We start from the raw sequence: 23303 nt of genomic DNA, 5'->3' as shown, positions 1-23303 counted from the left end.
ATAATCAGTGGTTTATTCAACAACGAGAAAGAACGTACACGTGTACGGTTACAGCATCATACACAAAAATGCTTACGTAGACATTTTTGCGGCTTCGAGCCGTCTACGTAAGCATTTAAAAGGGGCATTGAGAGCTAACCGCGATATTTACGCAAGAGGTCCGCGATTGCTTCGTTGAGGAGAGCCGTCTTAGGGAGTTCGCTCTCATAGGCCAGTTCATCAAAGGCCTGCTTCAGGCGTTTATCGATCCAGAGAGTGATACGCTCATGGGTTCGCTCAAAAGTTTGGGCACCGCGCCGTCGCCGCAACGAACCTCGAGCAGAAAACTCAGTCGTCTCTAGAAGTTCGCCCGTTCGATGCTCAAACGACTCCGACAGGGCAGGCAAGGGTGCTGTCGATTGAGATGGTAAGAACTGGGAAGATGAAGATGGATAATCGCCGATCTCTGCCTGGGTATAACCAAGGGGACCCGACACGCTTCTAGCATCCTGAGTATAGCCAGGAGTAGTAGATATATTTCTATTATAAGGAACGGTTTGGCGCTCTGGTACCTGCTCACTATATGCAGTTGGCTCAAAAGGCCGCTGCTGGCGCTCATACATAGGACGTCGCTCCTCAGTAGCATAGGCTGACGCTGGCAACTGAGTCGGTGGTGGCGGAGCCGGAAACTGAGGCACCTGCGCTTGCTCAAGGCGTGCCTCTTTAGGCCGGGTTTGGCGTTTCTGGGCAGGCGCTTGCTGTTCTGGCTGAGATGTATACGTATACGGAGCCGCATATGTTTGTGTCTGCGTCAACGCCTGGGATTGGGCAGACATTGCGCTAAAAGCTGGCTCCCTGGTGGGAACTTCAACTTCTGCCTCTACCTCATCTTCCTCAACGTGAGAAGGGATGGTACTCCGCGACACTTCAGATGAGGGAAGCTGTTGTTCTTGAGGCTGCTCCTCACGGATCCTGATGGTCTGCACAGGAGCAGGAACAACATCCTCTACCTGCGATCCAGGTTGAGAAGGGGGAGAAGCAGACTTCTCGGCAGAGCTTCTGCGAGAAGGCTTCTCCACTACTTGCTCAGGCTCTGGCTTCTGTTCAGCGGCAGGTGAGGGACGCAGCAAGGGATTAATAAATTTCTTAGGCTCCTTCGGCACGATGTAAAACCTCCTGTACAAGTTTGCTATATGCCTGAGCGCCCGTGCTGGCAGGGGCATAATCGAAGAGGCAGGCGATCTGATTATGGGCTTCTTCTACCTTAATATTACGGGGGATAACCGTATCAAAAACCTTGCCAGCAAAGTGATCGCGAACAGCCGCCAGCACATCGGTACTCAAGCGTGTATGATCATCGAGGTTGGCCACCACACCAAAGATTGGCAGCTCCACGTCCAGGTTTTCGCGCAGCTCCTGCATAGTGCTCTCCAGAATACCAATACCGATCAAAGCATAGGTGGTAAGGGCAATTGGAATGATCACATCGGTACAGGCCATGAAGGCATTTACCGTCAGCACACCCAAGTTAGGTGGCGTATCAATCAGGATATAATCAAAGTCCTTGACGGTAGAGAGCGCGCGCGCCAGTTTGCGCTCACGACCCGCGGCCGAGGCCATCAAGAGATCGGCAGCACTCAGATTAATGGAACTAGGCACCAGAAAGAGATTCTCATGCTGTGTTGGCACAATGGCATCGGTCATCTTTACGCCATTGATCAAGACATCAAAGAGAGTTGGCTCCTGATCCAGGTGCCCCAGGAGACTATAGGTGCTATTGCTCTGAGCGTCAGTATCAATAATAAGCACACGCCGCCCGGCCCGCGCCAAGCCATATCCCAGGTTGACTGTAGTGGTCGTCTTGGTCACGCCTCCCTTGTTATTCGCAAGGCTAATGATCTTCAAGGCACACTCCTTTTAACAAAATAACTAATAAATATAGTGGTGATGCCTGCTTTCTTCAGCGACATTCAGCTCACGTTTACGTCTACGTTTGTGTCGGCGTATACTATGATGTTTACCATAGAGAACACCTATTCCTCCACATTGTAACATATGTCATTCTGTTTGTGTACCAGAAAAAAGGCTTAAAATGAGCTATAAGACATATTACACAAACGTAGACGTGACGTATACGTAGACGTCTATGTATGAGATGTAGTCTGGTGGAAAGGTACTTAAGCCTGCGCATCCTTTGGCTTGCGTGAACGCCCCTTGCGCCACCCACGACCTGGACGATGTTGGGCCACCTCAACGGCATATCTGGGCACCAGGCGAATACCGCTACCGGGGACCCCACGCACACGACCAACAGTCAGCAGTTGTGCAATTTCATCGCGAGTGGCAAAACGCGAGGGTAGAGCACCACTCTCAATAAGCGCGTGTACACGGCCTGCCTTCACCCCAAGCAAGACCGCGGCCTCTGACACCACTAGCATATCTTCAAATACATCCTGGCTGGCAACTTCAGTGGTTGTTCGCATTACGTTCATGACGTACCCCATTTTTAGCTAGCGACACAATAAAAAGAACCTTGCTTCTTTTTATCACCAAACTGCAAGCACTAGCAATGGTTGCTGAGGGGAGACTAGCCCTCTTCACTCTCCACGAGCATATAATCGCTCTGAGTGTCTGAGGAGGAAAGAGGAGTCCTGGTGCGTACATCGAAGTCCTGAAAACGCGTCTGGCTGCGATTAAACAGGAGGCACACTTCGCCAGTGGGACCATTACGATGCTTGGAGATGATGATATCCGCCAGGCCTGGACGCTCGGTATTGGGATTGTAGACCTCGTCACGATAGATAAACAGCACAACGTCGGCGTTCTGCTCCAGGCCGCCAGACTCGCGCAGATCGGAGAGCATAGGTACCTTGGACTGGCGTGACTCGACGGCACGCGAGAGCTGAGACAGGGCAATGATAGGGATATTCAGTTCACGCGCCAGAACCTTCAACTGGCGGCTCATCTCATCAACCACCTGGACACGATTCTCGGCGCGTCTCTCAGAGGCGGGGGGCTGCATAAGTTGGAGGTAGTCGACAATTAGCAGGTCCAACCCACCATACTCGGACATCCATTGGCGAGCCTTGCTGCCCAACTGTGAGACCGAGATGCCAGCCGTATCATCGATGAGAATGCTGGCACTGGAGAGCGAGGCCATAGAAGTCTCCAGCACATTCCAATCCTCGTCATACAGGTCGCCCGTACGCAGGCGCTGTTGATCGATTTGGGCATCCATAGAGATCAGGCGCTGCACCAGTTGCTCAGAGCTCATCTCCAGGCTAAAGATGCCCACGATGCTCTTACTCAGCAGGGCTGTGTTATACGCCAGGCTCAAAGCAAAGCTTGTCTTGCCCACAGCGGGCCTGGCGGCCAGAATAATCAGGTCAGAGCGTTGCAGGCCTCCCAGCATACGGTCCAGGTCAGCAAAGCCCGTAGGAACGCCTACAAGCTCCCCCTGGCGTTCTGAGAGGGAGGTAAGCCTCTCCATGTAGTTTGTGATTACATCACGAATATGGTGGCTCTCAGAGCGTTTATGAGTATATCCCTGGCGCACAGCGAAAAGGGTCTGTTCTGCCTTCTCAAGGGCTGCCTCTGCGTTCTCCTCACCATAGGCCGTGGTCACAATCTGGCTACCAGCATGGATCAAGCGGCGCAACAACGCCATTTGCTCAACAATACGCGCGTAGTACTCGGCGTTTCCACTGGTAGGAACCTGGTTGATCAGTGAGATGACATAGTCTTCGCCTCCAGCGTCCTCCAGCTTGTTATGACGCTCAAGCTCATGACAGACCGTCACAAAATCGGCTGGCTCATGCCGATTATAGAGCGTGACAACCGCCTCATAGATCAAGCGATGTCCATCGCGATAGAAATCTTCCGCGCGCAGAAAACTGGTTACATTTACGATTGCCTCGGGATCAATAAGCAGGCTACCTAGCACACCAGCCTCGGCCTCAACATTCTGGGGTAAAAGACGCTCCATGAAAACACTCACTCCTTGCGGAAATTGATACCGGGCAATTCATAAAAGTAGCACAGGCCCTCCATGATTGAGAAGACGCTATCGCTAAACTGTTCCCGCAATTGCTCATTATCCAACCCAGTCGTAACCATAGTAGGCAACGAAGCGTTATAACGAGCCTCGAAGACGTCTGTCAGGATACGACGCACTGTATAAGGCGCTAGATCCATCGATTCAGGATCACCCAGATCATCTAGAAGCACGATATGTGCATTTCGTAGAGTATATACCATCTGTTCTTCCTGCTCTGAACGCTGAATAAGGGTAAGTAATGCTGGAGCATTAAGACAAAGCATATAGTAGTCAGCTTGTGACAAAAAGGCAGCCATACCCAGAGCCAGACCTGTTTTCCCTACTCCTGGGTAGCCCTGGATACATAGTCCCTTTTTCTTGAAGATCTCTGGTTCCTCAATTGCCCGCATAAAAAATATGGCTGCTTCTAATATTGCTTTGCGTTTAGCTATAGCTGCCAGATATTCATCATCCTGGACAGAAGAAGGTTTTTCGAAGTCTACTGGCCAGCTCTCAAGGGTATGACCTTCGGGAAGGGGAGGCACTAACGCCTTTGAAAAAAGCCTGCAAGCATAGGTATATCTTTCAAGTCTATCTTTGCTAGTAAACTCTTCACGTTGGCGCTCAATACGCTGGCTATAGCGTACGCCTAGTTCGCAATCGCAAAACTCGGGAGGAGCAAAAAAGCCGCGCATCACGCTCACAAAGGGAAGTTCCATTCCATTGACGCCTAGTGGTACCCCTTGATGAGTACAACCAATACATTCACCATTATTATGGCGCACAAGCATACGCTGTTGGAGCGAGGTACGTTTCTGCTCTGGTATGGAGGCTATATGTTCGGCAAAGGCCTTGCTGCGCTTTCCCGGTATGTGGCTGGGTCTTTGATAGTTAGGCGAGCGTTTACGCTGGAAATCGAATGTCATCCTTTTCCTCCCTTGCAACATCGCATCAATCGAACATAAATTCAAATCGCGTCGATTGTATACGAAATTTCGCGAAAGGGCAATAAAAATTGTATTAAAAACTCATCAATGCAAATTCTGGTTGCGTGGTTATGATTCTGTGTTACCAAAATTGCCATGGGTAAATTTGTTTGCACGATACACTAATTTGCCATTTCGACGTACTACATGGCCATGGCGATCTCTGGTGGCAAGTTCCTGTTTGCCAGGTTGATCAAATAGTGGGGCCAATTTTACCTTGCTGTTTGGATTAGTCAAGTAGTCATATATCTGTTCGCAGGTAAGCTGTCCCATGAAATCTATATCTTCCTGGCTAATTGATAGCTTGTTGTTCTGGATTTTGCTACAATTGCTATTGAAAAAAGCTCCTGGATTTTCGATAGTGTGGCCGCCAGAACTAGACATACATTGCAGGGAATAGATAAAGCTTGCAATAACAGTAGAGATATCGGTTGTTGCAAACATTTTTTTGTATTTGTTTCCGGCCTGGCGATTTCTGTCAAAGATCTCAGCTACAAACTTTTGTAGCTCCATGCGTAACGTAACGTTAGTATTATTTTTATTTAAAATATTATTAAATAACTTACTTACGTCTAACGTTACGTATAGCTCTGCAAACTCTTGAGAGTAAAAGTTCAAGTCTACCAGCATTTTACCAGTTTGAGCTTCAGAGTCTACTGAGGGAATGTTCTGGGCGGTAGACTTTGTCTTGGTAGACTCTAGCTCTCTATCGGCCTGTGAAGCTGGCTCAATCGGCAAGTCTACCAATGTGGGTAGACTCTCCAGCGACTCCGGCATTGGGGTATCAAAGTCTACCTGAGTGGGGAATGAGTCTACCACAGCAGTCTCTTCAGTCTCTAACGAGTCTACCCAAGATGGGAATGAGTCTACTTGTTCTGATTGTGAGTCTACCGCCTTTGAATGGGTAGACTTCAAGAATGTGCTGTGTATTGGTGAACGTGAGATCAAGGCACCAATCATGGATGGCTTCTTGGAAGTTTTCTGCTTTTGAGCAGGATAGGGAGGCTTTCTGGAGTCTACCTGCCTATGCAATGTAGACTCTCGTGCGCTCTCAGCCGTTTTTTCAGGAGAAAGTCTACTCAGTAGAAGAGACTCTTTCTCCGCTGGTGTCATCTGTGTGGAGGAGTCCCCCTTTGGCGTAGACTCTGAAGGAGCACACTTTTGTGGAGCCTTTGAGGAGTCTACTTTCGTGATAGACTCCTGTTGCTTTGTTGTATGTGGTGGTGTGGAGTCTACCGTACAAGTAGACTTTTCATTCTTACTATCAATTTCTGACAAGCTGGAGTCTACCGCAAAGGTAGACTCCAGCTTGTCAGAAGAAGAAAATTCAGGGAAAAGTCTACCTTCAGTGGTAGACTCCAGCTCGTTAACCTTTGACTGAATGCCTGGTGCCGCGAGTCTACCTTGCTTGGGAGAGGAGACTTGTGCGGAAGGATAGGTTAGTAGCTTGCCAATGATCTCGCTGGAGATGCGCATGACCAGGCGCTGACGGCGCTCGACATCAATATTCTCCGTGCGCAGAATGTTATGCAGTCGCGTCATGAGTTCTTGCTCTGGCGAGGGAGGGGTAATGCTAGAACCCGATGTGAGTGCGGTCATAGATATGGCAACAACGTCGTAAATAAGACAACGCTCGCGTACGCGTTTGGCAAATTGCTGAACCTTGGGTCGGCTCTTGGTAAGCAGGCGATCTAGTTCATGTAACGAGCTGGGGGGGTCGTAGTGTTGGAGCGGGAAAAGCAGTTCAATCCGGTCAGACGAGCGACGCTTGATCAGCAGATCGAGCGCACAAAACGTCACAACATACTTGTGGGTTGTGTCATAACCCCAATGAATACGTTGTGCCAGTTCGCGAATATTTTGCAGTGAAACAACCGCAAACGCGATAGGAGTTTGCGTTGAGGAGGTCGGGAGAGCCTCTTGTTTTACCACAGCCTGGGTCAGGAGCAGGGCAAGAAATTCAAGCCCCTTTAAGGGCTTAGTAAAGACTTTCTCCACGATATGGAAGATAGTGGGATTAACTTGTTGGATATCAACGCCTATGTTGCATATGGGCGCCTCCTCACAGTGACTGTGAGGACTTGTGATAGGTAACGTGCAGCCATCTCCATCGTTATGCGGCTGATGTGACGAATACGACTTGGTCATACAAACCCCCTAAAAACACTATCTACCAAAGACCTGGGAAGAGCCAATAAAGCAGCAGGCGCCATCGCCTGTTTGTTTATTTTTATTAGTGCTAATGAACTGGTTAGGCCATAAATTAGGTTGTGTAAATAAGCGAAGGCTAGAAAGCATCCAACCCTACGAACTTTAAAAAATTTTAACCATTGATCGACAAGCAAAGATAACTTTAGCCTGCCAATTTTCAACTCTTATGTAGAGAACATATTACACTCATAAAACGGATTTTACTAGTGGAGTAATACGCAAAAAAACACTTACTGGTGTCTGACCTCTGAGCTCAGTTTTGCACCTAACAATGGTGGGGTTTTCACCACACCCTGGTGGGGTTTTCACCTAACTCCGGTGGGGTCGCGTTATGACTTTTGGGTGAGCAGTTCTTTCCAGAGCATTATTTTGTGGTTTTAGCGGCGAAAGCTTGCAAATGAAGAAAATCGCGAAGCAAATAAAAAGTACCTTGATCTTGCCTTATTTTATAAATAATACGTATTCACCTAACCCTGGTGGGGATTCTCAACAAATATATATCGACTATAAATAAATGAAAATCGCGAACGCTTGCTAAAAGAAATTGTATCTTAGTGTAATTAAAATGCCGCAAAAGCCATTCAATGCACCCGACCCCGGTGGGGCAAACGTGACAAAATGCATAAGAAACTTCAGGTCAGCAAAATTTTCAAATCTGCCCTCTGCTATGGCAGAATGCACCCAACCCTGGTGGGAGTATTAAGACCAAAGGGTTGCCGTAATGCACCCAACCTTGGTGGGGGTATCAGGGCCAAAGATTGGTTGGAATGCACCTAACCTGGGTGGGGATAAGAGGGCAAAAAGGATGGTGGAATGCACCCAACCTCGGTGGGGGTATCAAGACAAAAGATTTGCTGTAATGCACCTAACCTCAGTGGGGTAAGAAGGCAAAAAGGATGGTGGGATGCGCCCAACCACGGTGGGGGTATCAGAAAGAAAAGCTGTCGTAATGCACCCAACCCTGGTGGGGGTGTCAGAGCAAAAATTGGTTATAATGCACCTAACCCTGGTGGGGAATATTGGATAAAAAAAATCTATAAGCCTTTTTTCTAAAGGCAGAAAAATGAGCGAATGCACCCAACCCTGGTGGGGAATTTAAGCTTAAATGATCTTAAAAGCGAGGGATAGGCGCTATTTAGAGCCAGAGAGATACACCCAACCCCGGTGGGGAAGAAGTAATATATTTTTATTTGCAGATGCAAGCTTTACCTGGTGGAATGCACCCAACCTCGGTGGGGGTGTCAGGGCCAAAGTTTGGTTGGAATGCACCTAACCTGGGTGGGGGTAAGAGGACAAAAAGGATGGTGGAATGCACCCAACCTCGGTGGGGGTGTCAGGGCCAAAGTTTGGTTGGAATGCACCTAACCTGGGTGGGGGTAAGAGGACAAAAAGGATGGTGGAATGCACCCAACCCCGGTGGGGGTGTCAGGGCCAAAGTTTGGTTGGAATGCACCTAACCTGGGTGGGGGTAAGAGGACAAAAAGGATGGTGGAATGCACCCAACCCCGGTGGGGGTGTCAGGGCCAAAGTTTGGTTGGAATGCACCTAACCTGGGTGGGGGTAAACAGTGCCAGGGAGGGAAAAATGCACCTGACTCTGGTGGTGATTATATGGCATAATGAGTGCATTGATGCACCTAACCTGGGTGGGGGAGTTTTATCAACTGGAGCTAAAGCAAGGGCTATGAATTCCCTTACCAGAGGTCAAATAATTGTACAATTGGCGTCATGTGAAATGCACCTGAAAGCCCCAAATTGTCGCCTTTAGGAGTTGGAATGCACCATACCCCGGTGGGGAAAGCAGAAATTGAGGCAACCATGCGAGGGAAAATGTGCGTAAACGTGAAAAGACCTTTATAGACAGAAGCACTATCTAACCTGTTTAGTTTATATAGGAGTAGTCTGATGGGATACAAGTGGGAATGCCCAAAGAGAGGTATGGCAGTTTTAGCATGGAACTAACGATAAAAGCAAAGAGGGCAGTGGGAAACGCCTGTCAAGACATTTCCAGTTGCCCTCTTCGCCTTTATTGCAAAAAGGTTTTCTGCTTTATTCTTTCTCTTTTGGTACTTCGCGAGCGCGTACACGACGCGGGCGTTTTTTCTGTGCGCTATTAAGGGCCTGATATTCCTGGATCAGCTTCAACGGAGGAAGGATCTCCCAACGTGATGCCAGCCAATCTTTACTCCAGCGTGCCTGCTCTTTATTGACTTCAGTCAGGCAAATTTGCTTACCTAAAATTCCCATTTGCTCCAGTTTGGAGAGGGATTTCTCGATGGCTGGGACGAAGCGCGTTGTCATGTGGCGTTCATCAACCTCGACCATACTGGAGGCGAGCAATTCTGACATGGTAATTGGCGCGCTAAAGTTGCCTTGTTTAGCCTGCTCGCGCCAGCGTTCAGTCATGTAGAGAGCGATACGCAGTGCATAGCGATCATTTTGTGGATTGAGCTTGAAGATCTGGCTATCAATCTCAGCGAGATAGTAGTTCTGATGCTGCTCATAGGTACTGATCCAGTCGCCGGGCGAAACCAGGAAACCGATGATAATCTTATCATTTGTTAATGTCTTGCGGCTGACAACCGAGTAGCGCATATAGGGGCCATCGACCTGGATAGGCACGGCCTTGCCACGTACCGTGATTGTACAATTGCCGCGCACATTACAGGATGCCAGCAAGGTCAGGTCCTGGAGCACGCGGCGCTTCTGCTCGGTGCGATAGCCATCGGTATAGCGCTTATTGGTGCCTGGATGCGCGACGCGGCTATGCTTTTGTAGCCCCTGCCACTGAAGGATCTCATCGAGGAGAACAGGCACACTGCCATTTTTGGAGACGCGATCATTATGGCGACGAATATTCCATAGGCCAAGGACGATACGCGCCGTTAGTACTGTACTCTCGCTCAACTGGCGAATTTGTTTTAAGGCCTGGGGAATCTCCAGTGGGCGTTCGGGTGTGCCGAGATAGACCTCAAGCGTATTGGAAGCCAGGTAAGAGATCTCACCATCGCCAGGACGCCACATGCTTTTCTGAGCCAGCGAGGCTTCGCGCACAGCCTGGTCGGGCCGGTAATTTGTAACCTTGAGGTTCTCCATCACATATGGAGTAATACGATCAAAGAGGGAAGACTCATGTTCAATCTCGCCGCCTTCGAGAATGGTCGCGAGATATTCCGTGGCCTCCTCCTCTGTCATATAGTCAGTGACATCGGCAAAGGTCTGATCAAGCAGAGCTTCTAGTTCAGTATCGTACTCATCTTCCTCGTCCTGGGAAGTGAGGTCAGCGTTATCAGCATCTTGTGGAATCAGGCTAAGTTCTGGCTGCTTGTGTTCCTCCATAAGTGTCTGCGGTTGGGTCCTACTGAGCAAGAGCCTTACCGCAAGCCTCCTTTTTCTGTGCTGAACGTGGCGGCGGAGTTAGCCACTACGAAGCGGCGTTCACGATTGCTTTTCATAGTATACCATGAGAGCGTATGGACGGAAACGCGATAAAATTCTTATAGCCGAATAGTAAGCCCTGCTCCCAGGAGCGGGACTCAAGTAATGAGCATGCTATACTGATTATGATCTATTCATATGTATCAAGAGATTCGGAAGAAAATTATGCTCGATTTAACGCAACCTGAACATAACCTACGAGCATATATCAAGGCTCGTGCGTCCCTACAGCCCGAAGAGATTGTATTCTGGTGGAGCGGCAATATCTACAGCGTCATTCCTGGGCAGAAAAATCGCCTCCTCTTCAAGATTGATGGCTACAATATTGGTCGCTGTGTGGAGATCGAGGGAGGGTACCAACATCTCACGCGCGAGGTTACATTCTACAAAAATCCCTCCACAGGTGAGATCCTTGAGCGCTGGTCTAACCCCTTTACTGAAGAAGAGGTCCCCGTTGTGCATGTCTGGAATGATCCTGTCAACCAGACTTACCTGCTCAATGGTCCTTATGGGCCATTTATGGTGCCAACGCTGTCTGTAGGTGAGGATCGTCTATGCCTGGCTCTCGATATAATGCTGGCCTATCCCTCGCCACTGCCACGCGCACAATATTCCAAATACTCGCAGAGCGATCTCTACCAGGGTGCAGAGCTTTTTCAGTTTTTTATCAGCCGCCGGGACGTGGAGAACGATGAGCTTGCCTCCATTCCCTGTGAGATCTCCTGGATGCGCCTTGGTCCCTGGCTCCCCTGGATGGCGATGGCGGATCGCCCGGGCAATCTACTCTACCAGTGTGCTGGCTGTAAGATAGCAGGTGGCTATGCAGCTCTTCCTGAAGATGTGCGCGCCTACGTTGAGCAACATCAGCCAATCTACACGCAGGCCCCCACAGAGTTTACACGCCCCAACGAGACCTCCTGGACGTATTTCAAGAAATACCTTGAGAGCCGGAAGTAGACGCATACGCGAGTAGCGTCGGTTGGATTGCACCGTGTCTAATCCGTTATGGATGCCGAATAATAAGAGAGGAGTCGTCACATACAGGTGACAACTCCTCTCTCTCTATTATCTGTTAGCCATGCTGAGAGATAAGCTTGTTCAGTGTTTGAACCAGTAGGGGGCCGGTTGTACTTAGCTCGGCCAACATTGTTGCCGCTAGGCGCTGGAGCACATCCTCTCCTTTGAGAGTAAGCTGCACGAGGACGCGCCGCTGATCGACAGTGTCACGTTTACGCTCAACATATTCGCGTTCGACCAGGCGATTCACGAGTTCAACGGTGCTATGATGCTGAATTTGTAGGCGTTCGGCCAGGTAGCCTATAGTTGGCTTCTGTTGCTGGGGCAGACCCTTGATGGCCAGGAGGAGTTGATGCTGCTGGGGTTCCAGGCCTACAGAACGCGCCATTTGTTCACTAAAATGAATATAGCGACGAATCTGGTAGCGAAACTCGGCCAGTTCCCGATAATCGGAAAGATGTAAATCATTATTCATATTTTCTGCCATAGTAAAACCTCTATATTAACGAGGAGTGTAGGATATGCGACCTATTTTGTCAAGCAATGCTATTGATGAGGAGTTTCAGCTACACGTCTGCTATAATGAAAGATACTTCCTGGATAAAATTATGCGCCGCGCGATCTTGTTCCAGTAACCTGGAGGCCAGGTAGTCGCGTGAGGCGTCTTGTTGTGCTATGTATTTATGGATAAATATAAAACAGCTGTGCAAAGCTTTCATGTTCTAGAGGATATATGCAAGGGAGAAAGATTATAAACAAGGGGCGAGGCCCTTCTACGGCGCTTGGCTTGTTTTTGTGCCTACTCGTGCTCGTGCTTGCAGGTTGCGATCAGCAAGATAACACTCTGGATGGACCGAACGCGCCTCTCGCTGTCAACCAGCAGACTGGCGTTTTTCCTGCGGTGGGAGAGAACAGCCAATCAGACTTTACCAGCCTGGACCCGGCACGTGCGAGCGACCACGCCTCAGCCCAGGTAATAAGCATGGCTTTTACCGGCCTGGTAAGCCTTGACAGCCACTTACAAGTCAAACCACAGCTCGCAGAATCCTATACCAGTAGCGATAATGCTCTGACCTGGACCTTTAAGCTCAAGCCTAACCTCAAGTTTAGCGATGGCACACGCCTGACCTCGCAAGATGTTGTGTATAGCCTGGATCGAGCTTTACAGCCCTTGACGGCCTCGTCGACAGCCTCGACATTTCTTGGCTCCATTAAAGACGCGGACAAGTTGCGTAGAGAAGAGATACAGACCCTCATTGGCGACAGTCTCCAGGCGCCCGATGCGCAGACTGTGATTATTCAACTGGCGCGACCAGATCAATCTTTCCTCTCGGCTTTGACGAATGGTTGTGCCTCCGTAGTTAAGAAGCAACTGGTTGAGAAATACGGAAGCGCCTGGACGGATCATGTTAATGAGGGCGGTAGCACAGGTCCCTGGGTGATAGCACGCTCTATCAAACAGGCTACGCGTTATATCGTGCTGACTCCCAATACCTACTACTATGGACCCAGGCCTAAACTGAAAAAGGCCATCGTGACTTACTATATCAATCCTCAAACGGTCTATCGTGCTTATGAAGCCGGCCAGATAGATATTGCACCTGTCCCATCTAACCAGATTGGACGTGCGCGCGCCCTACCCGTGGGCGAACTGCACCAGGTACCTGGACTTACGATGTATTACTATGGCCTGAACTACCTCACGAGGCCCTTTGATAACCTTAAGGTGCGCCAAGCCCTGGCACTGGCCATTAATAAAGATGTCCTGGCGCACGATGTCTATAGCGGCACGATGCTGGCTACCAACCATATTGTGCCAGCGGGAATTCCCGGCTACACGCCTCAATTGAGCGGCCCTGGCGGTGTCTCCGGCACGAAGGGCGATCCCCAGAAGGCACGCCAGCTTCTCGACGAGGGCCTGCATGAGGAAGGGGTGACGCGGGACATCTTCAAAAATGTGAGCTTTGAGGTGTTTAGTGGCATTCCCTCTGATGTGAATATCAAGAGCGAGTACAACTCTATTCGCACCATGTGGAAGGACTTTCTGGGTATCGATGTCAAGATCAACGATACCAGCGAAGCCAAGTACTATAGCGATCTACAGAATACCGTAAATAATGCTAAAGGCCTGGCTATCTGGCGTTTGAGCTGGAATATTGATTACCCCGATCCACGCGCTGTTCTCTCGTCACAGTTTGGCCAGGGAATGTCCAATAATATTCAGAACTATGGACAGAACAACGCCTTAAATGTGGATCAGCAACAGGAGACGCAGCACTTACTTACCCAGGCTGATGCTGCTACCAACCAGCAGCAGCGCTATCAGCTCTACGCCCAGGCTGAGCAGCGCTTGGTCGACGATGTGGCCTGGCTTCCCCTTTTTCAAGGAGTGAAGAGCACGGTGGTTAAGCCATGTGTGCAGGGCTGGATCGATAGCCCACTCGACCAGGTCGCGCCCGACGATTGGGCTAAGATCTCCTTGAGTACAAATGTAAGTTGTGCTCACAACGTGTAGCAACTAGCCAATTGATATTAAAAACACGGGAGCATCCAGCTACAAGCTAGATGCTCCCGTGTTTTTAATATCAATTCCTTAATTGAGCATGTTGCGGATGGTGAGGCCAGAGCGCTCCACGACTGGACCCAGGGCGCGTAGCAGGATGGGGCCAATGATGATCGTTACCACAATATTCGAGAGCGACCATACCAGCCAGCCAGGTAACAGCGTGTTCGCGGGAGCTGTGCCCGTGGCGACCAGGATGAAGTTCCCATAGAGTCCACCAAGAATATTGTTGGGGAGGACCGCGCAGAGCACGAAGAAGATAAAGCCGCGCACCGTCAGGACGTCCTTACCGATGGAGCTAACGCCGAAGCGAGGTGCTAGCAGGCGGTAGAGAATCATTGGTAGACCAAGCTGGATCAGGTCCACTGTGCCAAACCAGAGCGCCACGGGCAGCGGTAAGGGCTGGGGCGAGAGCAGGCCTGCTCCCAGGAAGTTGCCCAGATAGGCAATCACAAACGCCCAACCACCAAACCAGAGCGCGAAGGGAATACCAAAACCGATCGCAATAAAAAGTGCCGAAACCAGGGGGATGCCTGAAGGAATCGGAATGGAGAGCCAGGAGAGCACCGTGTAGACCGCGGCGGCCACCGCTACGGCTACCAATTGTCCGAGCGCTGGCAGGCCGGTGTAGCGCAGCGTATAGCTTACACGTGCAGGACGAGCCTCTTCTGTGTAATCAGCGGGAGCGTCCAGGCGGTTCTCGGGCATCGCGTCTTCCATAAAATACATGTCCTTTCCTTTGGTAAGATGGAACACTATCAGATACCAAACTACAGAGTGCCATATCAAGATTGACATCGAAGTCTATATATATTAACACTCTTTGAGCGGATATTTCACTCTTTACTTTGGTGATGCAAAACCATATGTCGTAATGTGTCGATCTGCGACATAACGGTGTATGTGTTTTCTGCTATGGCTGGCATTTGCGTCTGCCAGTCTTTCTGGCATAGCTCGCGGACCTCCTGGATAAGCGCCGCTTCATCGAGCCGCGTCAGCTTACCATGTTCGACCACGGTTTCGCCATGCACGATGACTGTCTCGACCGCTGACCCTGGCTCACAGTACACCAGGTGTAGGTAGGGATCGCGCAGCGGTAGGAAGGCCGTACTGTTCAGGTCGAGCATAACGAGATCTGCCAGCTGGCCCGGCGCAATCTCGCCCAGCTCTGAGGCGAGACCCAGAGCTGCGGCCCCGCCAGTTGTGCTTGCCGAGAATATCGCCGCCGCGCCAGGCCACTTCTTATAGTCTAAACGTGGATAGTTGTGGAGCAGGCCCGCTAGCTTGAGCACGCTAAACATATTCTGGTTATCATTGCTGGCGGAACCGTCGCAGCCAAGCGCTACGCTTACCCCCAGGTCGAGCGCGCGCTTGAGAGGGAAGCGCCCGCTGCCCAGGCGCAGATTACTGACTGGATTGTGTACGAGCGTAGCCCCTGAGCAGGCGATACGCTCCAGATCACCGGGCGCCAGCCAGATGGCATGCGCTAGTGATGTTCCGGGGCGCATAATATATTGATCGGCGAGATAGGCAATACCTTCCTGTCCTAGATACTCACGGATCACTTGCGCTTGTAGAGCTGTCTCGACGGCATGAATATGCATGCCTGTCTCGTAACGCTCGGCGAGCAGGTTGCAGTGCTCCAGGAGCATCTGGCTGCACCAGTGAATACCACTTGGGCCAACCAGGCAGCTCAGGCGACCAGAAGAACTCTGGTGCCAGCGCGCGATGAACTGTTCCAGGGTCTCCAGTTGTTCCTCAATGGGAGGCCAGAGCTCGAAGCGATCCGTAAAGGGATGCTCAGGAAAGTGCAGGCCTCGTTGCAGGCCACAATCCAGTACCAGGTCCTGATCTTCAATAGAGGGAGCGACGGCTGCGCGAATACCTACATCTTCATATGCCTGCATGACTGCGTCAAGAAATGGTTCAGAGACGCCCGAGGGAGTCCAGAGGTGATCGAGAACGGCGGTTGTGCCAGTTTTTAGCATTTCGAGGGCGCCCAGAGCCGCACTCAGATAAGCCATGCGTGGTGTCCACTCAAAGGTATTGCCAAAGAGAGGCACCAGCCAGAGTTCAAGCGGCAGCGAAGGGGACGTCGCCTTGAGCACGTTCTCCAACGAATGCGTATGGGCGTTGATCATCCCAGGGATAACCAGGCGATCCTTGCCACTTATGACCTGGTCGAGCCGTAAGGGATTATAGGAGAGTGAACCAGACGGACCAACCTCCTGAATCCGCTCGCCAACAATGAGAATATCCTGGTTCGTGAGTAGGTGTCCTGGCTGGTTGGGTGCAAGCACACTACAGCCCTGTATAAGGATATGCGGTAGCTCATTAATAGAGGTAGAGTTACCAGGCTGTTTATGAATATGTGGTACATCATGTGCCAACTCTAGTTTACGCATTCCATGCCTCGTTTCTGGATTTCTAGATATTATGGTAAAGCGCTATGCCTCTAGCTGTTCCGCGCGCTCATAACATTCCAATGCCTCCTGCCTGCGTCCCATGACGTCGAGGACTGTGCCACGATTCGACCACGCTTGCGCGTCGTTAGGATTGAGCTGCAAGGCCTTTTCATAGCCTGAGAGGGCCTCTTTGTACTCTTCAAGCGCGAAGTGGGCGTCTCCTAGGGCGAGCCAGAGCGTTGAACGATAGTTATCCAGGGCCAGGGCCTGACGATAGGCGCGTACAGCCCCGGCGTAGTCGTGGGCGGTAAATAATTTATCGCCTTTTTTCTCCCACTCGTCAACAGGTGAGGAGGGAAGTGAAGCGGCAAGATCATAGTTCATCATCTTCTGGTACTGCCCAATTTCTGATGACGAGGGCGCGCTGCCAGGAAGAGTCGATGGCAGATAGCGATTGTCTGAAGTAATAGCTCGTACCTGCGCTGGCGAGCTTCCCCGCTGATAGCTAGCATAACTGGAAGCACTCGTGGCTAGGGGAGCATGGACTAGATTGCTGCCTGATGTGGCCTTAGAACTTTGTGAAAGCATTGGGTTGCTAGCACCCGTGGGGAAGGCCGTCCCCGAGGTGGAGCGCAACTGTGGTAGCAGCTCGTGAAGAAAGGCATCGACGCTGGAGAAGCGGCGTTCTGGTAGTGCCTGCGCAGCGTTTCGTACGACTGGCAGCGCCTTCTCATATTCTTCAGAGGAAAGCAAACGCGTGAAGAGCAACTCGCAGACCTGCGCCAGCATATACTGATCGCTGGCAGGGGTAACCGCTCGCCAGAAGTCTTGCCAGTGGCCGATTTGCGCTCCTCTACGTACCACGTCCTGTAGCTCGGGGGCCAGGTAGGGTTCAAATGGAGGGTGTAGCCGCGCCAAGCCAAAATCCGCGATCCAGAGGCGATCGCGCCCATCGAGTAAGATGTTGCCCGGCAGGAGCGCGCCATGCACAAGGTTGCGTGCATGCGCGGAACTGAGGGCCGAACCTATTTGCTGGATAAGCGTCACCAGGTGGTTACGTAGCGAGATTCCACGCGCCTTTAATGCCTGTTGTGCCTCGCTCTTCTCATAGTATGCGATAAACTGTGTCAGGTTAGCATGAGTATACTGGCATAGCGTGAGCAGATACTGGTCCCTGGCGCTATATTTTGTGATCAGTTCATGCAAGGGCTTGCCAGGAGCCTGTTGGCCGTTTGGTTGCCAGTGTGTGCAGCTAAAGACGGGCAGGATGGAGTGATGGTTGAGCGCGGCAGCGGTCCTGGCCTCCTGGCGTGCCTCCTCCCACAATGGCGTACTCATAGGATCAGGCGGAAACAGCTTGAGCACGACCTGCTGTTTGGAGCGCGCATGGATAGCGAGATAGGCATGACCGCCGCGCCCACTGCCGAGAAAACGCTGCACCTGGTAAATACCCAATTGCGCGCCCGCCGCCAGGTGGCCGCAGAACTGGCAAATCATCTCGCCTGGCTGCATTGGATGCGTCTCTTGCCCCAGGCAAGAATACATCGCGTTTTCGCGAACACCTGAGGAGCGAATGCCGCTCGTATGCCGTTGATAGGGGGAGCTATGCTCCAGGGTTTCCCTGGCATACTGCTGCGAATAGAGTTGTGAGTCCGCCTGATCCCTACGCGAGTCCATCTCGACCGACCTTTCTGCGCACTGCCCAGCAACAAAACAGGGTGTTCGGGGGTAGTTTTTGCCTCCTGTACAAGGAGGCAAAAACTACCCCCGAACTGGCTACTTACTGCTCGTCTGTGTTACGACGAATACGCTGATATGGATTATAAAGACGCTGTGACTTGCCATTGAGCTGCTGGCTTTGCTGAACACGTTCGCTTGCTCCAGCCTCTTGAGCACGTCTCGACGGAGTCGGCGCCTCCAGTTGATATGCCTGTGGCATGGAGATAGGTGTCAGTGCCTGGGCGTCGATGTTCTTACCGAGCAGGTTCTGAATCTGTTGCTCCATCAGATCCAGCTCGCGTATGATGCGGTCGAGGAGCATACGCTCAAAGTTTACCTGGGCCTGCCCCTCAAAGAGGGGCGAGCGGCGAACCTCGTAGATGGAATCTCGGAAGCGACGCATCAGGTTGTTTAAGGTCGAGAGACTGCCCTGTTGGCGACGCTGCTGGCTATCCTGCGAGCGCTGTAAATGACTGAGTCCAAGGAAGAGCGCGCGCAGTTCGGGATGATTCACCGGAGGCTGATTATTTGGCATAACTGGTTTGCCCTGTGTCAGGCGCTCGATCCCTTGCTGGAGCGCGCGACAATCCTGTACCAGGCGATCATAGCGCGAGCCGCGTTCTGAGAGCGAGCTTAGGCGGTCAAGCATCAGGTTCAGGCTGATAGCGATTGGGAGCAAGGGTCCAGGAACCGTGGGTGCGCGAGCCGTGATATCGCCCCTGGCTACGCGTGCATGCACCTCTCTCAAGAGTGTAATGCCCTCTTCGAGCACCTGTTTATCCTGTGCGCTACGCGAGGCCTCGTCCGCTTCACGGCGCGTCACCTGGAGCTCGCGGCGCGAGATAACCAGCTCGCCGCGCATCTGCATGGTCAGGCGGTTATTCTCAATCAACGTCAACGCCTGGCGTACGATGATAATGAGTACCAGCCCGAGGGCAACCAGGTCAGCCTGCATCAGAATCTGGCCACCTTTAGGGGCCACAACCGTTAGCAGCAGGGCACAGGTCAGGAGGATCAGGATAAAGGGCGCGATGGCCTGAGCGATACCTGCCGTCTGCGAGTTCTGGTTGCGCGCAGAGAGCGAGGTTGCCACAATACGAGCGTTCTGTGTATTGGCCTGCTGCACCTGTCCGCGTGCGATACTTAGAGGATATTCGATAGCGGCCAGGCCAATCAGGGCCATGCTCAGCGGCCAGAGCACATCCTGCAAGGTGCCGGTGTTGAAGCTGAACGAGAGCGAATAGTAGGCGAGCAGGCTATCTGTCACAGCCAGGCAGAAAAGGCCGAGACAGAGGCGCATAAAGACAGACTGCTGATCGCGATTCGAGAGTGGGCTGAACATCAGTAGTGCGCCGACTGCCACCAGGAAGAGATCGCCTGTCGGAAAATAGACCGAGAGAAAGGCCGCACCCTGACTTGGCTGCTGAGCAAGGCTTGCGATCAGGGGATTGAGCAGGAAAAACCAGGAGATAGCCAGCGCGGCCCCGATAACCGCCAGAGCATCGAGCAGGAGACGCACACGCCCCACTGCCGCTTTATTACGCCGCGTGAGCAGGAGTGTGCCGAGCAGGAAGAAGGGATAACAGGCGACGAAGCCGATATCATAGAGGCCAGGAAAAGGCACATCAGCGGAGTTCATGCGTACATCATAGCTGGTCCAGACGGCCTGGCCACTGGCGTAGAGGGCGATAGCAATGGCCAGGCAGGTCCAGGCCAGGAAGGCGCGTTGAGCGGCCTGATAGGTCGCGCGGGCCTGCGCTGTCTCGTTGGGGCTATGCTTCCAGGCCTCTTTCTGTCTTAGCTCCTGCTTGAGCTGGCGCGTGACACGCTGTAGACGCAGGGCGACGCGTACACAGAAGAAGAGACCAATGCATTCACCGGCAAATTGCATGATATCAGAGATGCTCTTGAGTGGGAAGCTCTTGCCAGGCACATTTCCCGCCAGGATCATGACGATCAGGAAGAGCGCAAAGGCCAGGGTAAAGCAGAGCACAATCCAGAAGCCATAGCGCTCGCCCCAGGTATCGCGAGCCAGGGCCTCGCCAGTAAAGGTAAAGCTCTCCTGGGCAGAGTTTGCTGCCTTGTTGTCTGGTGCATTGAGTGACTGCATAAAGCCAGCACCAGATGCTGGATTAAGTACTCCTAGTGGACGCGAATTAGCAAATCGAGCCGAATCTTGGTACGAAGACATACTTACCTACTCCACTTCTCTCGCTGTCTACCTCTTCAGACGGACAGCCAGGCGCTGAACTGGCAATGCCAGGTGAACCAGGAAATGCCATACGACATATTAATGGGCATGTTAGTGAGCGATAGGTCCAGGTGTTTGTGGGTATGTGTCATGTGAGCGTGGGTCGCGTCGATCTAGTCGATCTATATACAAGGGCGAGAGGCGTTGTCCGCGAATGGCGTTTAAGCGCGATTGTGTGTTGCTACTATATGTCTCGAAGGCCTGGTCTGGGTGACCTGTTTCATCTCTTGAGAACCTGGAGGCGCGGGTTGCGGGCATTACTTGTGTACTCATATGCGCGGAGCCACGTGGGGGAAGCCAGAGTACCTGGTTATATGGATCTTGTAAATCAAATTGCGTTTGTGGCTTGTGAATCACCTGGCTGGATGCGGATGAAAGAAAATACCAGCGTCCCAGCCACGTGCAGAGGAAGCGGTCAAGCCCAAAGGGATAACCCGCGTTTCCGACGATGAGGCCAAGAAAGACCAGGGTATACGTCAGCATCGCGCCGGGGCTGATGACGTTATGAGGCAACACAAAGCCTTCAGCCGTCGACCAGAGAAAGAGCGAGAGCACAATTCCCACCAGGCAGATCGCATTGGTCAGGGTGCCTGCCAGCAGACCTAGACTGATGACTGTCTCTAACAAGGCGATAAGGCCGGAAAAGAAGGCAGGATTGATGCTAAGGATGGACAGCCAGAGGCGTATCCAGCTCTGAATGAACGTGGGCTGGCCAGGCAATGTCGCTACGGCGTGTGCCGTCATCGCTGTGAGGAAACCAGGCTGCCAGGCAAACCAGGCATTGACCAGCCAGGTGAGGCCGAAGCAGACACGAATGGCGTTGATCCCCCGCACCCGCCAGAGCTGCAACTGAAACACGAGGTTACTCCCTTCGAAAACACAGCCAATCCCCATCGAATAAGGTACTAATGCCCCGCAGCCAGGGCGGGAGAGCCGCGCGCTATGACCTCCCATAGCGACTGCTCTCTACCCCCTTGCCGCGTCTTATACCACGCGGCCTTGCTGCCTGGCATACCTTGTAGGTAACTAGCGTCTTCTACCGTATAACAGAGTGTCTTCTGCATTGTGCGCGTGACTCTTGCATCTCCACCCATCGATGAAGAGTCATCCGTGAGAACGGAGCTCGCCCTGGGTCGCAGTCCAGGTGAGCATGAACGCGAACAAACGTGGAAGCTCTCCCTCGCTTGAGGGCCTGGCACGGTATCCCTACGAGAACGCAATACGCTGACAATACTCCGTAAGCTCCTATCTCTGCGCGAACAAGGAGACAGGCACTCTTTTGCACTGCACCTGGATGAAGTATAGGGTGTTCAGCTTCTTGTTATCTCCTAGCTGTCTTCTCATCTTTATTGTGCCTGCGGCGCGGGTAATAAGGGTATGGAGCGCGAGCCTTCACCCGAACTCCATACCCTTATCGATATTGGGGGTTATATAGTGCGATGGGAAAGGCGCGAGCCTTCACCCAAGCTCCATACCCTTATTTAACAGGCCAGCTTGAACCCTGCTATCTTTTCTTTGCGGATAAGCCATCAAAATCACTAAACTCTCCCTATATGCTGCGGTGGGGCAAGGCCGCAGGCCTTGCCCCACCGCAGCATATAACCTCTACGAGCCACGTAGTGGCGAGAAGTCTTCAGTAAGACATTACAAAGCTTTTGGTATAAGCTTTGTAATGTCTTATACCAATCTTCTGTATAAATGCAACGCACATTTTTTATAAATTTTTTATACTTTTCGCTGGAATTGTGCTTGGAAATGTGTTACTCTGGAGAAGGACGATGTTTCATTTGTTCCGAGGTTTGTACTTGTTGCGTCACCGCAATAGCGAGCGAACTGGGTGGGTTGCGGTGGCGCGGCAGGACAGCCATACTTTATAGTCGATTGGCCAATGGAGCTTGCTCACATGCCATAGCACCTCAAGAAAAGAACACCTGCACTAATAATAGTTGGGGGTGAAGGGTAGGGAGGGAGATCACCACGTGTAAAACCATACCTGGCGTTGTGAAGCGCATACATTTCTTGTGAACCGATACCTGCCAGCCCGGGGTACCGGCAGGTATATGCACCGCGCGTAGAAAGCTAGAAATGGAAGTAGCCTGTATAGACTTTGTACTACAATGTACGTTCCTAGTCGAACAGCATACAATTAAATTTCTGCGCGTCTCCGATTTGGCATATACATGAGTATATAGCCAGTTTCTAAAATGGATGAAATCTCGATGCCGAAGGAGCGTGTTTTGATACGCGTGCGCGAGAGCACATTGCGCACGGGACGCATCTCCTGGTCCCACACACCTGCCTCTTGAGCCTCTTGCAGGCGTTCGCGACACCGAGCAATGGTCGTTTCAGTGACACGGCCACTGGCGAAACTGGCGAGTAGCACTTCGTAGGGACAATAATACGGGTAAGATTCCAACAGGGGTAGCAGGACGCAGATCTCGCTGGTGGTAAATTGCTGTTCCATCAGCATATGTGGGCGATCCTGTTCACAGACGAGATGGGAAAGCGTGCCAAGTGTCGTGTTCAACGCAAGCGTATGGCCAGGCGGCAGAAGCCCCTGTAAGGAGAAGTGCATTACCTCCTCGTCGATGTCCTGTATATAGCTCATCGGCGTTTTAACCTTGCGCAGGGACACTTTTTGCATACTGGTGCTCCTTGTCTGGGTGGTAGTGCTTACAATCACATGTAAAGCGGCGAAG

General features: G+C 51.7%; 16 protein-coding genes. 2 read left to right on the top strand and 14 right to left on the bottom strand.

Annotated features, from left to right (window positions below; translation table 11 throughout):
* Positions 1-134: 134 nt before the first annotated feature.
* The 7 genes from JMJ16_RS40995 to JMJ16_RS40965 form a co-directional block, all read right to left on the bottom strand.
* The gene (locus JMJ16_RS40995) at positions 135-1142 is read right to left on the bottom strand and encodes a hypothetical protein (RefSeq protein WP_201390944.1); all 1008 of its coding nucleotides are present in this window, start codon (positions 1140-1142) and stop codon (positions 135-137) included.
* Positions 1126-1884: a ParA family protein gene (locus tag JMJ16_RS40990; protein WP_201375657.1), complete on the bottom strand. Its 759-nt coding sequence runs from the start codon at positions 1882-1884 to the stop codon at positions 1126-1128. The genes JMJ16_RS40995 and JMJ16_RS40990 overlap by 17 nt, the downstream gene beginning before the upstream one ends.
* Before the next feature lie 272 nt (positions 1885-2156).
* Positions 2157-2471, bottom strand: coding sequence for a hypothetical protein (locus JMJ16_RS40985; RefSeq protein WP_201390942.1), 315 nt, complete (start codon positions 2469-2471; stop codon positions 2157-2159).
* 95 nt (positions 2472-2566) lie between these two features.
* Positions 2567-3964: a replicative DNA helicase gene (dnaB, locus tag JMJ16_RS40980; protein WP_201390940.1), complete on the bottom strand. Its 1398-nt coding sequence runs from the start codon at positions 3962-3964 to the stop codon at positions 2567-2569.
* 8 nt (positions 3965-3972) lie between these two features.
* Complete coding sequence (locus tag JMJ16_RS40975; RefSeq protein WP_201390938.1) at positions 3973-4734, bottom strand: ATP-binding protein; 762 nt, start codon at positions 4732-4734, stop codon at positions 3973-3975.
* A 336-nt stretch (positions 4735-5070) separates the two neighbouring features.
* Positions 5071-7149, bottom strand: coding sequence for a hypothetical protein (locus JMJ16_RS40970; RefSeq protein WP_201390936.1), 2079 nt, complete (start codon positions 7147-7149; stop codon positions 5071-5073).
* Positions 7150-9260: 2111 nt separating this feature from the next.
* Entirely contained in the window at positions 9261-10550 is a 1290-nt protein-coding gene (locus tag JMJ16_RS40965; RefSeq protein ID WP_201390934.1) for a hypothetical protein, read from the bottom strand.
* Between the two features lie 264 nt (positions 10551-10814).
* Here JMJ16_RS40965 and JMJ16_RS40960 point away from each other — a divergent pair, with 264 nt between their 5' ends.
* Positions 10815-11606: a DUF1838 family protein gene (locus tag JMJ16_RS40960; protein ID WP_201390932.1), complete on the top strand. Its 792-nt coding sequence runs from the start codon at positions 10815-10817 to the stop codon at positions 11604-11606.
* A gap of 115 nt (positions 11607-11721) precedes the next feature.
* On the opposite strand, the gene JMJ16_RS40955 is transcribed toward JMJ16_RS40960, so the two are convergent.
* Entirely contained in the window at positions 11722-12153 is a 432-nt protein-coding gene (locus tag JMJ16_RS40955) for a MarR family winged helix-turn-helix transcriptional regulator (RefSeq protein WP_201390930.1), read from the bottom strand.
* Positions 12154-12399: 246 nt separating this feature from the next.
* On the opposite strand from JMJ16_RS40955, the gene JMJ16_RS40950 reads away from it, so the two are divergent.
* Positions 12400-14181 carry an ABC transporter substrate-binding protein gene (locus tag JMJ16_RS40950; protein ID WP_201390927.1) on the top strand — a complete coding sequence of 594 codons (1782 nt, stop codon included), beginning with the start codon at positions 12400-12402 and terminating at the stop codon, positions 14179-14181.
* 78 nt (positions 14182-14259) lie between these two features.
* Here JMJ16_RS40950 and JMJ16_RS40945 read toward each other — a convergent pair whose 3' ends face one another.
* From JMJ16_RS40945 to JMJ16_RS40920, 6 genes are all read right to left on the bottom strand, one after another.
* Positions 14260-14958 (bottom strand): hypothetical protein, encoded by a 699-nt coding sequence (locus tag JMJ16_RS40945; protein ID WP_201375648.1) that lies wholly within the window; start codon positions 14956-14958, stop codon positions 14260-14262.
* A 107-nt stretch (positions 14959-15065) separates the two neighbouring features.
* Complete coding sequence (locus tag JMJ16_RS40940) at positions 15066-16634, bottom strand: amidohydrolase family protein (protein WP_201390925.1); 1569 nt, start codon at positions 16632-16634, stop codon at positions 15066-15068.
* A 42-nt stretch (positions 16635-16676) separates the two neighbouring features.
* The gene (locus JMJ16_RS40935) at positions 16677-18311 is read right to left on the bottom strand and encodes a protein kinase family protein (protein WP_201390923.1); all 1635 of its coding nucleotides are present in this window, start codon (positions 18309-18311) and stop codon (positions 16677-16679) included.
* A 103-nt stretch (positions 18312-18414) separates the two neighbouring features.
* A complete protein-coding gene (locus JMJ16_RS40930; protein WP_201390921.1) occupies positions 18415-20544 on the bottom strand; it encodes a hypothetical protein in 2130 nt (709 codons plus the stop codon).
* 111 nt (positions 20545-20655) lie between these two features.
* Positions 20656-21462: a hypothetical protein gene (locus tag JMJ16_RS40925; protein ID WP_201390919.1), complete on the bottom strand. Its 807-nt coding sequence runs from the start codon at positions 21460-21462 to the stop codon at positions 20656-20658.
* A 1288-nt stretch (positions 21463-22750) separates the two neighbouring features.
* The gene (locus JMJ16_RS40920) at positions 22751-23248 is read right to left on the bottom strand and encodes a hypothetical protein (RefSeq protein ID WP_201375643.1); all 498 of its coding nucleotides are present in this window, start codon (positions 23246-23248) and stop codon (positions 22751-22753) included.
* Positions 23249-23303 lie beyond the last annotated feature (55 nt).

The organism is Ktedonobacter sp. SOSP1-52, assembly GCF_016587395.1.
This window is presented reverse-complemented; position numbering and strand designations above follow the sequence as displayed.

What these genes read in the sequence shown, in the direction of transcription:
- JMJ16_RS40985 (WP_201390942.1), bottom strand. Translation starts at nt 2,471, where the DNA reads ATGAACGTAATGCGAACAACCACTGAAGTTGCCAGCCAGGATGTATTT.
- dnaB (WP_201390940.1), bottom strand. Translation starts at nt 3,964, where the DNA reads ATGGAGCGTCTTTTACCCCAGAATGTTGAGGCCGAGGCTGGTGTGCTA.
- JMJ16_RS40975 (WP_201390938.1), bottom strand. Translation starts at nt 4,734, where the DNA reads ATGGAACTTCCCTTTGTGAGCGTGATGCGCGGCTTTTTTGCTCCTCCC.
- JMJ16_RS40970 (WP_201390936.1), bottom strand. Translation starts at nt 7,149, where the DNA reads ATGACCAAGTCGTATTCGTCACATCAGCCGCATAACGATGGAGATGGC.
- JMJ16_RS40965 (WP_201390934.1), bottom strand. Translation starts at nt 10,550, where the DNA reads ATGGAGGAACACAAGCAGCCAGAACTTAGCCTGATTCCACAAGATGCT.
- JMJ16_RS40960 (WP_201390932.1), top strand. Translation starts at nt 10,815, where the DNA reads ATGCTCGATTTAACGCAACCTGAACATAACCTACGAGCATATATCAAG.
- JMJ16_RS40955 (WP_201390930.1), bottom strand. Translation starts at nt 12,153, where the DNA reads ATGGCAGAAAATATGAATAATGATTTACATCTTTCCGATTATCGGGAA.
- JMJ16_RS40950 (WP_201390927.1), top strand. Translation starts at nt 12,400, where the DNA reads ATGCAAGGGAGAAAGATTATAAACAAGGGGCGAGGCCCTTCTACGGCG.
- JMJ16_RS40945 (WP_201375648.1), bottom strand. Translation starts at nt 14,958, where the DNA reads ATGTATTTTATGGAAGACGCGATGCCCGAGAACCGCCTGGACGCTCCC.
- JMJ16_RS40940 (WP_201390925.1), bottom strand. Translation starts at nt 16,634, where the DNA reads ATGCGTAAACTAGAGTTGGCACATGATGTACCACATATTCATAAACAG.
- JMJ16_RS40935 (WP_201390923.1), bottom strand. Translation starts at nt 18,311, where the DNA reads ATGGACTCGCGTAGGGATCAGGCGGACTCACAACTCTATTCGCAGCAG.
- JMJ16_RS40930 (WP_201390921.1), bottom strand. Translation starts at nt 20,544, where the DNA reads ATGTCTTCGTACCAAGATTCGGCTCGATTTGCTAATTCGCGTCCACTA.
- JMJ16_RS40920 (WP_201375643.1), bottom strand. Translation starts at nt 23,248, where the DNA reads ATGCAAAAAGTGTCCCTGCGCAAGGTTAAAACGCCGATGAGCTATATA.